The following is a 14,397-nucleotide window of genomic DNA, read 5'->3' on the forward strand; positions in this document are numbered from 1 at the left end:
GGAATTTAAATAAGAACCGCGAAAATACAAAAAATCTCAATCCCATGGCCAATATCTCATATCTTATCAGTATTTTCGCCTCCAAATCGAAGTGAAGATGGAAGCGTATGAAGTAAGTACATCCTCAAAAAAAACAAAATCCGTATACATATCCACGGTTATCAGTATCGCATTGGTGTTATTGATGACAGGCACATTGGGTTTATTGCTTGTTCATGCAAAAAACCTTTCCAACTATGTCAAGGAAAATATCGTACTCAACATCATTATGAATGAAGGGGTGAGTGAGGGAAACGTGCTTGCCTACCAAAAAGAGCTTGAATCCGACAACTACGTGCTGCGTTCGGAATACATCAGCAAAGAACTGGCAGCAGAAAACCTCTCCAAGGAATTGGGTGAGGATTTCGTTGAGTTCCTAGGCCACAACCCGTTGCTATCGTCTATTGACATCTATTTGAAAGCGGAATATGCCAATACGGACAGTATTCAGACATTTATCAAAAAGGTTGCAGCCAAGGAGATGGTAAAAGAGGTGGTTTACCAGGAATCGTTGATCGACATGGTCAATAAAAATATCCGGACTATCGGCATTGTCATCTTAGCATTTACCGCATTATTGTTGGTTATTGCGGTAGCGCTGATCAACAACACCATCCGGCTGGCAATATACTCACAGCGTTTCCTAATCAAAAGCATGCAGATGGTAGGAGCTACCAAGGGTTTTATCAGGCGGCCATTTCTGGGGTATGGTATTCTCCACGGCCTATTGGGTGCGCTCATAGCCATTCTGTTACTACTCCTAACCCTACATTTGGGACAGCGGGAGATTCCCGAATTGGTATTCCTCCGCAACTGGTTTGAATTTATTGTCATATTTGTAATCGTGGCTGCCCTTGGCATCCTGATCTCGGGGTTGAGCACCTATTTTGCCGTCAGCAAATACCTGCGGTTGAAATCCAACGAATTGTACAGATAATCATAGCGTATGTCATCTTATAAAAAATCTTCACAGCCCCAAAAAGCATCGTTTGTATTTGGCAAACGGAATTACCAGTTGTTTTTGGCCAGTATTGCGGTAGTCGCTCTAGGCTTTATCCTGATGACGGGAACGGAAGACATTTATAGTTTCACCAAAATAACGTTGGCACCGCTGGTGGTTGTCATTGGATTTGGCTTGGGTGTGGTAGCTATTTTAATAAAACCTAAAAACCACCGAGACAGTCAATGACGTTGTTTGAAGTGATTGTGCTGGCCATCATTGAGGGCCTCACGGAATTTTTACCGGTATCATCAACCGGGCATATGATTATTGCAACGGCACTAATGGGCGTATCGCCCACCCCTTTTGTAAAATTGTTCACAATAGCGATCCAGCTGGGCACCATCCTCTCGGTATTGGTATTGTATTACCGTCGCTTTTTCCGGTCGTTGGACTTTTACTATAAACTGGTTGTTGCGGCTATCCCAGCATCGATCCTCGGCTACTTATTCAGCGATGCCATTGATGGATTGCTCGAAAGCCCGATGATTGTAGGCATCATGTTGGTCGTAGGTGGGGTCGTTTTATTATTTGTCGACAAATGGTTCAACAAACCACGCGTAGACAATTCGGATGAAATCAGTTACGCACAAGCGTTGAAAATTGGGTTTTTCCAATGCTTGGCACTCATACCGGGCACGTCGCGCTCGGCCAGCACCATCGTGGGGGGTATGACGCAAAGCCTAACACGTAAGGCTGCAGCCGAATTTTCGTTTTTCCTGGCCGTCCCCATGATGTTTGGGGCCACCGTGCTCAAGCTGAAAGATCATTTCGATGCTGGGTATGGCCTGAGTGGCATGGAAATCAATCAATTGATTATCGGTAACATCATCGGTTTTATCGTTGCCATCATCGCCATCAAATCGTTCATCGGTGTGGTATCCAAATATGGTTTTAAGGCATTTGGCTGGTACCGGATTATCGTGGGTGGGGCGATCTTGGCGATGCTGCTCGGTGGGCATAGCCTGCAAATCTTATAATGGTACACACCACACCTCAACCCCTTAATTTTGCCGATGGCGAAGTGCTCTTGGTCGACAAACCCCTACGGTGGACCAGTTTCGATGTAGTGCATAAGATACGGAATGCCATTAAGCCCCTCAAAGTTAAGGTAGGCCACGCGGGCACGCTTGATCCGCTGGCTACTGGCCTCCTGATTATCTGTACAGGCAAGTTCACGAAACGGATTGATGAGTTCCAAGCGCAGGAAAAAACGTATACAGGTACCATTACGCTGGGTGCAACCACCCCTTCTTATGACCTGGAGCAAGAAATAGACCAACGATTCGACCTTGCAGGGATTACCAACGAGCAGATCCTGGAAACCGCCAAATTGTTCATTGGCGAAATCGAACAGCTGCCGCCTGCCCACTCGGCTATAAAAATCGGTGGCGAGCGCGTGTATGAGAAAGCACGCCGGGGAGAGCGTGTAGTGGTCAAGCCACGTACGGTGCATATCCGCGAGTTTGAAATCGTGCACATCGACGTGCCGCACATCGGGTTCCGCGTTGTATGCAGTAAAGGCACCTATATCCGTTCATTGGCACACGATTTTGGCTTGGCATTGAACAACGGTGCCCACCTGAGCCAGCTGCGGCGAACGAAAATCGGCGATTTCGATGTAGATGACGCATGGCAACTACCGGATTTGGTGAAACGCATAAAGGGCGTTAATTTTGTAGCATCAAATGAAGATATATAGGAACCTTGAAGATTTTATTCCGCTAGACAACGCGGTGGTAACCATCGGTACCTTTGACGGGGTACATGTAGGTCATCAAAAGATCTTAAGTACCCTGCGGGAATCGGCTAAGGCTTGTAAGGGCGAAACGGTGCTGCTCACCTTCTTTCCGCATCCGCGCCTCATCCTCCATCCCGAAGACGACAGCTTACGCATCATCAGCGATATCGATGAAAAGGTAAAACGTCTTGCCGACGCGGGGATAGACCATCTGATCATTACGCCCTTTACACGCGACTTTTCCAATCTTTCCCCCGAAGAATATATCCGCGAAGTGCTTGTTGGCAAAATCGGCACGAAAAAAATTATCATCGGCTATGACCACCGTTTCGGCAAAGACCGCACGGGTTCGCTCAAGGACCTGCTGGATTACGCCGACATCTATGGCTATTCCGTAGAGCAGATTCCGGAACAAGACATCAATGACGTAGCGGTATCATCAACCAAGATACGGGAAGCGCTCATCAAAGGCGACATCGATACCGCAAACACTTACCTGGGTTATCCCTTCCAACTGACAGGCAAAGTCATCCGGGGCGACCAGTTAGGCCGCCGCATCGGTTATCCCACTGCCAATTTACAGGCACAGGAGAGCCACAAGCTTATCCCTGCCTATGGCATATATGCCGTGGAGACATCCATCATTGAACCAACCGACATCAAAACGGGACCTTACATACCTCAACGGCCCGAACGTATCGTATATGGCATGGGATATATCGGCACACGCCCCACGGTAGATGGTGTAAGCCGGAGTATCGAAGTGCACCTGCTCGATTTCAATGAAGACATCTACGGCGAAATCCTGCGGGTAAAATTCCTCCATTTCGTGCGCCATGACCAATGGTTCGAAAACATGGAAGAACTGATCCAACAAATGAAAATGGATGAACAGCAAGTACTTGCTTTTTTTGATCGAACCTCGGGTTAGTATTGCGCGAAATCCTTCGCTACGCATCATCAGGTTAGGCCGATATGGCGCCAAGTATATGCCTGCTGCGTACGGAAGGTTCATCCATACCTCCCGTACGCAAGGCACGTGACAAAAAACTAATCAAACGCGCAGTCGCACTGGTTCTCGCCACCTTCGTAAGTGGCTTTCATGTCCAGCCAATCCTGCCGGTTGTCAAAACCATCCACGCAATATTGGCGGCTGATGATATGGCCGTATTGTCCCTGGCAGTTTTCGCAGGTATAGCACGTAGCGTCGCCACCTTCGTCACCCATCTTGTTCTCGTCATCTTTTTTGCAAGATGCCAGCAGTATGAACCCCGAGCATAGCACGAGCCCCATCAACTTGATCGTTGTCTTCATTTATGAATTATAGTATTGGAAATGTTAGCTAAAAATGATACCCTACCGACACATCGATGCGTTGCGCCTTGTTTTTGTAAATCCCCGTATCATTCATTTTTGCATAGCGTACCCCGGCAAATACCTTAAGCGGTGTATACAGGTCTGCCCCGCACATCCACACTGTAGGTAATGGGTAGTCCGCATTTTTCACGTAGTTCTTTTTGGGGTGAAATGCTTTAACTACCGTAAAATCATAATTGGCGTATGCATCTATCCACAGCCGCCTATTAATGACATAACTGGCAATGACGTAAGGTCCGGCATAAAAATAATAGCCTGCCGGATCGATGGTTTGGGTAGACCCACCGATATAGTTTTCATGGCCGACAATAGGAATGATTGCCTGTGAACCGGTACGCAACGTTGTACTAATCATGTGGTCACCGACACTGATCCCTGGAGCGACCAGGAGCCTGCCTCTTGAAAGTACGTTCATGGCGATCTTATGCCAACCCACAAGTCCGGACGCAAGGGTCTTTTCGGTATGGTCAACGGTTGTTCCCGCACTTCCGTTTGTCCCGTTGTTCAAGCGTTTAAATCCTCTAAAAAGCGTGAATATACCATCACCAATCGTCGAATTCTCATACGAATACCGCAAACCATTTTTATGCGACCGGTCAGATCTGATCGAAAAATTGACCGTGGGCATGGCAAGCGGTTCGGTATAAGTACCACTCATGTGCGTATACCTAAAGAAAATCTTGAACCGTCCCTCGGTGAAAAGGTTCTTACCGGAGTTGCTTACCATGTCGTTAAAGTTTTGTGCTGTGGCGAGATGGTAGCTACCGGTTACAAATAAAAGTGATAATAACAGGTTCTTGTTCATTTGGATCATTTGTTTTAGAAGTTCATATTAAAAGGTCTTTCGCTGACGTCAATTGACTTACCGTCTTTCGTATTTTTAATGCATCTGCTTGCCGGCACGAAATTCTTTCAAGGCCTGTTGGACACCCTCACAGGCCCGTTGCAACTTGCTCGAATCGCAAAAACTATCGTGGGCGCTCACGCTGATTTTTTTCCCGTCTTTCAACACCAAGGTAAGTGCTACGCCATGGCAATGCGATATATGATAGTAGGCGATATCGTGAATGATAACGATGATTAGGCGGTTAAACACATCAAGCGCAATCCGCTCATAGCCAATCAAAACAACGCCTGTCCGACGGACTTTATGCTTGCGGATAAAAAGCAAGCCTGTGGCAATGGCAAGGCCTCCCCCCACAACGGCCAGGCCTATCACCCCATCCTCCAGAAACCGTAGCAGCAAATGATAACTACCGAGAAGCAATACCGTACCGACTACCAAGACCCTGGCTAATCTACCGTGGTCCAAATATTCAATAGCGTACTCTTGCATGTTGGTTGGTCTTCGTTTGCCTGCGGTAAACACCGGGGGCAGTCGCCTTCGAGATGCCGGCGCCATACCGCGCCGGAGTGTGGGAAAAGTGTATCCGGACCGTTATAACTTATAAGCTGAAATCTCGCTATTTCCAGACATATAATACAGATAGCCCGCCATGTCGTCCACTTCATACACGGGCTTTTTGTCTTTCAGCACGATTTCTTGCTCGGTCTTTCCCGTATCCTTGTTTACTTTTACAATGCCCACACCGTCGCTGAGGCTGGTCAGGATAAAGCGTGCATCTTCTGTGGCCATGGTCGCTTTGAAACGTTTCACCATTTCGCTGTAGGAACTAGATGCAATGTTTTCAAACCCTGTTGCCGCGGCTGCGTTCCGGTTAGCTCGCTGGGCACCGGCACTGCTGTAGTTGCCCAGCGAATAATGGTAGGTCGACTGCGTAGCCGCTGCTGCCGCCACAGCCGCCGAGGCGACGGTCATCACCCCCATCGCTGCTTTCATGACACCGCTTTGGCCGGGCGCTTTATGGTAGGTATGGTAAATCTCGTTGCCGTCGTTTGCCAGCAACAGCATGTTCTGGTCGGAAGTAAGCAAAATGCCCGCTCCGCGCACATCGATGCCGCTGACACTTTCTTTCCCCTCAAGTTCCACCTCGGCCCATGTGCCTACGTCGCCGTTGTTTTCGTTGATGGCCAGTACCTCCTCGCCTGTGCTAATCAGGTAGCGATTATTGGCCTGGTCGTAAGCGCTAGACACGGCTTTTGCTTTTTTATATTGGATGGGTTTTGCCCAAACCGCATCACCTGTACCAAGGTTAACAATATTGGCATCGGTATCGGTAATATAGAGGAGGCCCAACGGGGTGTTGGCCATCGTATGAATATTTTCGCCAGTCTTCAAAGGCTTTTTGAATACCGGTGTCCCATCGAACGATATCTTATTAATACCGCCCTCGTGCAATCCAAATAAGATGCCGTCATCCATCACGTAGAAATGCGAGACGTACCCTTTGGTTTTGGGTGCCTTATCCCATAGGTCCTCGCCACTTGCCGAGCTCAGGAACGCGATTTTTGATTCTCCACCAGCTGTAAGACGCCCTACCAGGCTACTTCCACCGCCCTTAAATACATCGGTTACCACGGCCAATCCACCGGGCAGTATCTGGAAACGGGTAACACGACCTTTCAAGCTCCGCTCTTTGGGCCATAGCACACTACCGTCCTTGCCAAACTTGTGTATACGGGTGTCGCCATTGGAACGTTCTTCAAAGCCATATATTTCGTTGCCCGCCGGGTCGGCAACCATCTGGGAAATATTTTTGGTATCGTTTTCCCAAATGAGGTTACCCCCTTTCAAATCGGCACATACCACTTTCTTGGTTGTCGGCACCAATACCCGGTTGCCCAAAAGAACCGGTACGCCGGAACTCATCGGTATGGCGGCCACGCTCCTGGCTTTCCCGGCATTGGGATCGAGGTTAGCGAAACCTTCCTGTTTACCCGTAGCCAGGTCATAGATACCCACGGCCAGTACTTCTTTTTCCGCCTTGGTACGATTGCCCACCACGACCAGCTTGTTTTCCGGTTGGAATATGTTGAGCTGAGCGATCTGCTTCCACCCGTTTTCTTCCGTGGCAAACATCACCTTGCCCGATACGACATCGATAACGGTACGCTTAGAATTGGCGAAAATCGTACCCGGTATCTGCGATTTCCCCCCTTGGGTGATGATAACATAGGGAGACAGTGGCACAACCTCCACCTCTTCTTCTTTTACCTTTCCGTACTCCTCAAAGATAAAATGAGGGGTATCCGCCCCGGGGCGGATACCCGCAAGCCCACCACTTCCTGCAACCAGCAGCACCCCGGCATCCGTGAGCTGCATAAATGCAATCTTCCCACCCACGTCATAGGTGAAATCCGGCGTAGTCTTTTGCGCCGACGCGATTAGAACAAACGTTGTTAATGGCAATAGAATTAATTTCTTCATCGTGTTGAATTATTGTAACTGATTAATTGGGAGCTAAGGTAGCGGGAAGACCCCGCGCATGGACTCCCCAATTCCACGGGTTTTCCTATCCGTGGAAATACGGATAAGACGACCTGAAATCACGGATGGACCGCGGCAGGCACAGGCTATTACCGATGGAAATTATACGGCCAGCGATTGGAGGCTAAGAAATCAAGTTTTTGGCCAATGCATATTTCAGCAGGCCGATGGTGTTGGTACTATTGGTTTTGCGCAGCAGGTTACTGCGGTGAGTTTCCACCGTACGTTCGCTAATAAAAAGCTTCTCAGCGATTTGTTTACTAGTAAACTCTTCGATCAGCAATTTGAGCACTTCTATTTCACGGTCGGTCAACTCCTGCGGGGTGCGTGTGCTGGCGTTCTCGGCCGCTAGCAAAGCGCGGGTAACTTCGACACTCCAGTATTGGCGGCCGCTATTCACGGCATCGATTGCATGGAAAAGTTCTTGCCGCGCATATTTTTTAAGGATATAGCCATCCACGCCCGCCGCCATCACTTCACGGATGATATGCGGCTCGTCATGCATGCTCAACATAATGATTTTAAGATCTGAAACGATTGCCTTCGCTTTACTTACCAAGGCAAGGCCATCCATATCGGGCATCGAATAGTCGGTAATCAGTAAATCAAAAGGCTCCTTTACAAGGTAGGAAAGCGCGAAATTAGCCGAGGAAGTCGTGGCACCGACAACGATAGCGGGATGATCCTGCAACAACGCCGCCAGCCCGTCAACGATAATGGCGTGGTCATCGACTAACAGCGTCTTAATCTGCATATTACATCCATCACAGGTGAATCATCGGGGGGTAAAATTACAAAAAGAAAAAGACAGTACGCGTAAAAAAGCCATATTATCAAACTCGTGTCCGCTATCCGTAGAAATACGGATATAAATCCCTAAACCCACGGATGGCATGGCAACAAACCGTACCCTACTTTTGTCGAAGTTGAAAGTTTTTCCGATGTTTATCGCAAAGCGTCTGATACCGACGATTCAGCGCCTGAAATTTATACTAACAATTAACTCGTGATTTAAGCCTAAAATATGGATAAGAAGTATGTGACCCTACTTTTAGTTTTTTACTTCACCCTACAGCTGGCAGCTTACGGCCAGCTCCAGGTGGAGAGCAAGGTCGACTCGCTAATTGAAAAGGCACGAACCGTGATCAACAACAACACCGATTCGCTCGCCATAATCGCCGACCAGGCTTATCATCTTGCCCTTCAATCGTCCTACAAAAAAGGGATGGCCACTGCCATCCGTATTAAGGGTGTCGTGGCGCAATTTAACAATGAATACGATTCATCCATTGCACATTATACAGAAGCACTCGATTTGTTCGAAGAAATCGGAGATAGCCTGCAAGTCGCCAGGACCTACTACAATATTGCCCTCATCTACAACCTCAGGTCCGATTACGAGCGTACCATCGAATACGGATTAAAAGCCATCAAAATGTCGGAGCAAATAGGCGATATCAATGGAGAAGGGCGGGTTTATAACCTGATGGGCATTGCGGCAAATGCCCGGAAAGACTACGAGCAGTCCATTGCCTATTTTAGGCAATACAGTCAAAAGGTAGCGAGTATACCAGACTCCACCGAAATTGCTACCAGTTACAGCAACATGGGATCCACCTTCCAATCCATGGGGCAGTTGGATTCCGCTATCCATTACCTTACGCTGGCAGAAAAAATCTACCTGCAGATGGGTACCCACCGTAATATGCCCGATGTCTACCAAAACCTTGGGGTACTTTACGAAGAAAACAATCAATTGAATGAAGCAGAAGAATACACGACAAAAGGGTTAGCGTTGGCCAAATCCATGGGGAATAGACAACGCGAGGCCGGCCTCTACAACAATCTTGGAAAAATCCAGAATGCCCAACGCCATTGGCAAGAGGCAATAACCAACCTGTCGCAGTCGCTCCATATCGCCGACGAAATCGGCGATATGGAGATATGCTATCGATCAAACGAGCAGCTTGCCCGCTCCTACGCAGGGTTGGGGCAATACGAGGAAGCCTACCGCTATCACCGGGATGCTGCCGTATACCGAGATTCGCTTTTTTCGATAGAAAAAACAAAAGCCGCACAGGAGTTGCAAACCCAATACGAAACGGAAAAAAAAGAACAACAAATAGAAATCCTCAACCAGCAAACCGCCATCCATCAGTTGAAACTCCGTCAGCGGGGATTCCTGTTGATTGGGGCAGTGGTATTCCTTTCCGTTATGGCCCTCATGATTTACTTTGTGCAGAACCGCCGTAAAATCCGCGCCGAAGCCCGGTTGCAACGCCAAGCAGCCAAGGAGGTACTGGAAGCTGAAGAGCGCGAACGCAGACGGATTGCTACCGACCTGCATGATGGCGTGGGACAAATGCTCTCTGCCGCACTTTTGCATGTGAATGAAGCGCATGACACGACACCCAACGATGCTAAAGCGAAGAACGCTATTGAAAAAGCCCTCGCCCACCTCCATGAAAGTTATAACGAAATGCGCAGCATTTCCCACCAGATGATGCCCAACGCACTACTCAAGGCAGGCCTCGCTTCCTCTGTGCGGGAATTTGTTGAAAAAATAGACACCCCGAAAATGAGGATTTCCCTTGATATCGTCGGGTTGGACCAACGGCTCGACGAACAGACCGAAACCGTGCTTTACCGGATTATACAAGAAGCGGTGAATAACGTCGTGAAACATGCGGCAGCCTCGAAATTGACGCTCCAACTTATCAAAGACCATGATGGTATCGCCCTTACCATCGAAGACAACGGCAATGGATTCGATACGGCAAAAAGTGCAGACTTTGAAGGGATAGGTCTACGTAATATCCGGTCGCGGGTGGCCATGCTCGACGGCACCATCGACATCGACTCAGCTCCTAACCGCGGGACACTCCTGGCCATACACATCCCGACGTACGAATAACAAAAGGCACGTACATCAAGACCAATCGCTGGGAATCATGGCCTGCGGCAATGACGTGTTTACGCGCTGAAGTAAGCCCTTACATTTTTCCCCTCCACCCAATTCATGTAAGCGCGATTGACCACACGGTTTCCACCCGGAGTAGGGTAATCACCCGAAAAATACCAGTCGCCTCTATGGTCGGGGCATGCAATATGGAGATTATCCAGCGTCTGATAGATGACATCTACCTCTGCCTTGATATGGCTGCCACGGATAATACTGGCTATCTCAACAGAAATTTCTTCATCAGTAAACGGTGCATATATGGCTTTGACATAATTCTGCACTTCCTCTTTAGGTAATTCTAACGACGCTAAACATTGCTGGTACACTTCCTCCACAACATGTCCGAGACCGCTTTTGTACAACAGCGAAACAGCGGCCTCGAAAGCCACAAATTCGCCCATCCTTGACATATCGATACCGTAGCAGTCGGGATACCGAATCTGTGGTGCCGATGAAACAATGATGATTTTCTTCGGATTCAGGCGATCGAGGATGGTTAAAATACTTTGCTTGAGCGTTGTGCCACGAACAATAGAGTCGTCCACAGCGACGATTGTATCTATACCGTCTTGAACAACACCATACGTTGTGTCATACACGTGCTGTACCATATCTTGCCGATCAGCGTCCTGCGTGATAAACGTGCGGAGTTTGGCGTCTTTGATATTGAGTTTTTCAAAGCGCGGGGATATGCTCAACATTTCGTTCAGTTCTTCGTCCGAAATCTTATCGGCCCTATTAAGTAGGGTATCCTTCTGCAACTTACGCACATAATCGTTGATACCTTCTTCAAGCCCGTAAAAAGCCACTTCGGCCGTATTCGGTATATAAGAGAAGACCGTGTTCTTGATGTCGGCATGAATGGCATCCAAAATCTGCGGGCACAGCAGTTTCCCCAAATGCTTCCGCTCCTGATAGATCGCCGCATCACTGCCCCGTGAGAAATAAATCCGTTCAAATGAACAGGATTTCTTTTCTACCGGTTCCCTGAACATCTCTTCGGTGATGGTACCGTCTTTTTTTACGATAAGTGCATAACCAGGCTTTACTTCGCTGATTTCTTCGAACTTAACGTTGAAGGCAGTTTGTATAGCCGGCCTTTCAGACGTAACCACCAACACCTCATCGTTCACATAATAGTAGGCAGGCCTAATCCCGGCCGGATCACGCATGACGAAGGCATCGCCATGTCCGACGATACCGGCAATGGTGTAGCCGCCATCCCAGGTCTTGGCAGATTTGCGCAAAATACGGGCAATATCAAGATGCTTAGCAATAAGATTACTGATCTCCACATTGCTATAGCTTTGCTTTTTAAATTTATCGAATTGTTCTTGGTTCTCCGCATCCAAGAAATGGCCGATTTTTTCGAGCACGGTTACGGTGTCTGCCTTTTCTTTCGGATGCTGCCCCAGCTCATAGAGTTGTTCGAGCAGTTCATCCACGTTGGTCATGTTGAAATTACCTGCCAAGACCAAGTTACGTGTCATCCAATTGTTCTGGCGCAAAAACGGATGGCAACTCTCGATGCTATTCTTGCCATGCGTGCCGTATCGTAAGTGCCCCATAAGCACTTCTCCTGTAAAACTTACGTTTTCTTTCAACCATTGGCTGTCGGCATACTTATCGGGGTAAGCCCGTTGCACGGAGGCAAACTTCCGTTGTACATATTCGAAGATGTCGGCCACCGCATTGGATGCCATTGAGCGATAACGGCTGATGTACCGGCTACCGGGCTTCACGTCGAGCTTGATCGTCGCGATACCCGCGCCGTCCTGCCCGCGGTTGTGCTGCTTTTCCATCAAAAGGTACAGTTTATTGATACCGTATAAGGCCGTACCGTATTTTTCCTGATAATATGAAAGGGGTTTTAACAGGCGGACTAGTGCAATGCCACACTCGTGTTTTATAGCGTCACTCATTGTTTGCTTTCAAGTTGCAAAGGTACAAAAAATATTACTTGCTACACAAATCGCAGAAAATCTTCATGGGAATATCTAGGTCAAACAAGTTTGTAAAGCACGATAACTATACGTAATTTCGCTCCGTAATTTGCACACACTGAATGTCTCAAAAAACGCAACACCTGTGCGAACTCTCGTTCGAGAACACAGCAATCGCTTTTCGGGGTAAAAGCGACGGTGATATAAAAAAAGCTTATTGGCTTTTTAAATTATTGAGCAGCAATTTCTTGACACGCATAGGCCGGCCAATTACCGATTTCGCATTTAACGTGGGTTTGCCGATTAAAGGGCTTATACGCGCTACTATTTTCAACCATTTTTGTGGGGGTGAAACCATTAAGGGGTGCTTCCCCGCCATTGAACGGTTAGCGGACCAGCGGGTAGGAACCATCCTCGATTATTCGGTCGAAGGAGAAGATACGGAAGAAGCGTTCGACGGGACCTGTAACGAGATTTTGCGCACCGTCGCCTACGCGAAGACCAACCCGAATATATCGTTTTCCGTATTCAAACCTACTGGACTGGGTCGCTTCGACCTATTTGAAAAAATCAATGCTAATGTGCCACTCAGCACCAACGAAAAGCTGGAATACGGGCGGGTCCGGCAACGATTTGAACGTATCTGCCAAGCCTGTCATGACAGTGGGGTGAAGGTGCTGATCGATGCCGAACATTCTTGGATACAGGATGTCATTGATGACCTTACCCGCGAGATGATGCAGCAGTTCAACCGAGAAGCCCCTATTGTGTACAACACCTACCAACTCTACCGACACGACAAGCTAGCCTCATTAAAGGCCGATTTCTACCTAGCGGAAACAGACGGCTTTTTCCTTGGGGCCAAGTTGGTGCGGGGTGCTTATATGGAAATCGAACGGGAGCGCGCCCAGGAAAAGGGCTACCCCTCCCCCATCCAACCCAACAAGGAAGCAACGGATCGCGACTATGACCTTGCCATACGGTTTTGCCTAGACCATATCGACCGGATTGGACTTATGGCAGGCACGCACAATGAGGCGAACAGCAAAATGTTGGCTGACGAAATGAACGACCGACAACTGCCCCATGACCATCCCCACATTCACTTCGCCCAGCTGTTGGGCATGAGCGATAACCTGAGCTTCAATCTGGCAGCCGCCGGATACCAAGTGGCTAAATACATGCCTTACGGTCCAGTGAAAGCCGTGATGCCCTACCTTTTCCGGCGGGCACAGGAAAACACCTCCGTAGCCGGACAGACAGGGCGTGAGCTTTCACTCATTGCCAAGGAGAAAAAACGACGGAAAACCACGAGATGACAACAGACACCCTGATACACGAAAAACTAGATAAACTCACCCAAATCAGTCGGAAAAAAGATTATAAAGCATTCCTATACGATTGCGACGGCACACTTGCAGACAATATGCACGCACACAAAGCGGCATATGAAAAAGCCGCAGCGAAATTCGACATCGCACTCGATACTGCTATCATCGATGAGCTAGCCGGGTGGCCTACGCCCCTGATTGCTCAGGAAATAAACAAACGATACGAAACCGACTTATCGCCAATTGAATTCGCCACCCTGAAGTCATCCATCTTTTTCGAGGATTTTATCGCACAAACACTTCCGGTGGAGTTCGTTGTCCACCATTTAAGGAACCACATCGGCCGAGTACGCATCGGTGTGGTTTCGGGCGGTAGCCGCAAAACGGTAACCCGCACACTCACGGTAATCGGCCTGATAGATGACATTGAGGTCCTTGTCTGTGCCGATGATACCGAACGGGGCAAACCTTACGCAGATCCGTTCTTGAGCGCCGCTAAGCAACTCGGCGTAGCCCCACACGACTGCCTTGTTTTCGAAGATGGCAACCCTGGGGTCCAGGGTGCCATCGCCGCGGGCATGGATTGGGTGCGGATCGATAAAATCCTATAGGCGTT

Annotated in this window: 14 protein-coding genes; 8 read left to right on the forward strand and 6 right to left on the reverse strand. The window is 48.5% G+C overall.

Annotated elements, in window-relative coordinates; genetic code table 11:
• The first annotated feature begins 97 nt into the window (after positions 1-97).
• Genes ACEVG1_RS00230 through ACEVG1_RS00250 form a run of 5 tightly spaced genes read left to right on the forward strand, consistent with a single transcriptional unit; the run spans position 98 to position 3,711 of the window.
• Positions 98-976, forward strand: a complete 879-nt coding sequence (locus tag ACEVG1_RS00230) for a cell division protein FtsX (RefSeq protein WP_374741502.1) — start codon at positions 98-100, stop codon at positions 974-976.
• Positions 977-985: 9 nt separating this feature from the next.
• Positions 986-1,228 (forward strand): DUF3098 domain-containing protein, encoded by a 243-nt coding sequence (locus ACEVG1_RS00235; protein WP_374741504.1) that lies wholly within the window; start codon positions 986-988, stop codon positions 1,226-1,228.
• A complete protein-coding gene (locus tag ACEVG1_RS00240) occupies positions 1,225-2,019 on the forward strand; it encodes an undecaprenyl-diphosphate phosphatase (protein WP_374741505.1) in 795 nt (264 codons plus the stop codon). The genes ACEVG1_RS00235 and ACEVG1_RS00240 overlap by 4 nt, the downstream gene beginning before the upstream one ends.
• Positions 2,019-2,741 carry a tRNA pseudouridine(55) synthase TruB gene (gene truB, locus ACEVG1_RS00245; RefSeq protein WP_374741506.1) on the forward strand — a complete coding sequence of 241 codons (723 nt, stop codon included), beginning with the start codon at positions 2,019-2,021 and terminating at the stop codon, positions 2,739-2,741. Before ACEVG1_RS00240 ends, truB begins: the two co-directional genes overlap by 1 nt.
• The gene (locus ACEVG1_RS00250; RefSeq protein ID WP_374741507.1) at positions 2,728-3,711 is read left to right on the forward strand and encodes a bifunctional riboflavin kinase/FAD synthetase; all 984 of its coding nucleotides are present in this window, start codon (positions 2,728-2,730) and stop codon (positions 3,709-3,711) included. The genes truB and ACEVG1_RS00250 overlap by 14 nt, the downstream gene beginning before the upstream one ends.
• A gap of 119 nt (positions 3,712-3,830) precedes the next feature.
• Here ACEVG1_RS00250 and ACEVG1_RS00255 read toward each other — a convergent pair whose 3' ends face one another.
• The 5 genes from ACEVG1_RS00255 to ACEVG1_RS00275 all read right to left on the reverse strand — a co-directional run bounded on the left by ACEVG1_RS00255 (position 3,831) and on the right by ACEVG1_RS00275 (position 8,299).
• Positions 3,831-4,094: a hypothetical protein gene (locus ACEVG1_RS00255; RefSeq protein ID WP_374741508.1), complete on the reverse strand. Its 264-nt coding sequence runs from the start codon at positions 4,092-4,094 to the stop codon at positions 3,831-3,833.
• Positions 4,095-4,122: 28 nt separating this feature from the next.
• Positions 4,123-4,962 (reverse strand): hypothetical protein, encoded by an 840-nt coding sequence (locus tag ACEVG1_RS00260; RefSeq protein WP_262249044.1) that lies wholly within the window; start codon positions 4,960-4,962, stop codon positions 4,123-4,125.
• 75 nt (positions 4,963-5,037) lie between these two features.
• Positions 5,038-5,493: a hypothetical protein gene (locus ACEVG1_RS00265; RefSeq protein ID WP_374741509.1), complete on the reverse strand. Its 456-nt coding sequence runs from the start codon at positions 5,491-5,493 to the stop codon at positions 5,038-5,040.
• A gap of 102 nt (positions 5,494-5,595) precedes the next feature.
• Entirely contained in the window at positions 5,596-7,485 is a 1,890-nt protein-coding gene (locus ACEVG1_RS00270; RefSeq protein ID WP_374741510.1) for a PQQ-binding-like beta-propeller repeat protein, read from the reverse strand.
• Between the two features lie 184 nt (positions 7,486-7,669).
• Positions 7,670-8,299, reverse strand: coding sequence for a response regulator (locus ACEVG1_RS00275; RefSeq protein WP_374741511.1), 630 nt, complete (start codon positions 8,297-8,299; stop codon positions 7,670-7,672).
• Positions 8,300-8,569: 270 nt separating this feature from the next.
• Here ACEVG1_RS00275 and ACEVG1_RS00280 point away from each other — a divergent pair, with 270 nt between their 5' ends.
• Positions 8,570-10,459: a tetratricopeptide repeat protein gene (locus ACEVG1_RS00280; protein ID WP_374741512.1), complete on the forward strand. Its 1,890-nt coding sequence runs from the start codon at positions 8,570-8,572 to the stop codon at positions 10,457-10,459.
• 59 nt (positions 10,460-10,518) lie between these two features.
• Here ACEVG1_RS00280 and ACEVG1_RS00285 read toward each other — a convergent pair whose 3' ends face one another.
• A complete protein-coding gene (locus ACEVG1_RS00285) occupies positions 10,519-12,429 on the reverse strand; it encodes an amidophosphoribosyltransferase (RefSeq protein WP_374741513.1) in 1,911 nt (636 codons plus the stop codon).
• Positions 12,430-12,572: 143 nt separating this feature from the next.
• Here ACEVG1_RS00285 and ACEVG1_RS00290 point away from each other — a divergent pair, with 143 nt between their 5' ends.
• Positions 12,573-13,769: a proline dehydrogenase family protein gene (locus ACEVG1_RS00290; RefSeq protein WP_374741514.1), complete on the forward strand. Its 1,197-nt coding sequence runs from the start codon at positions 12,573-12,575 to the stop codon at positions 13,767-13,769.
• A complete protein-coding gene (locus tag ACEVG1_RS00295; RefSeq protein ID WP_374741515.1) occupies positions 13,766-14,392 on the forward strand; it encodes an HAD family hydrolase in 627 nt (208 codons plus the stop codon). The genes ACEVG1_RS00290 and ACEVG1_RS00295 overlap by 4 nt, the downstream gene beginning before the upstream one ends.
• The last annotated feature ends 5 nt before the right edge of the window (positions 14,393-14,397 follow it).

The organism is Parapedobacter sp. 2B3, assembly GCF_041925275.1.
GTDB classification, from domain to species: Bacteria; Bacteroidota; Bacteroidia; order Sphingobacteriales; family Sphingobacteriaceae; genus Parapedobacter; species Parapedobacter pyrenivorans_A.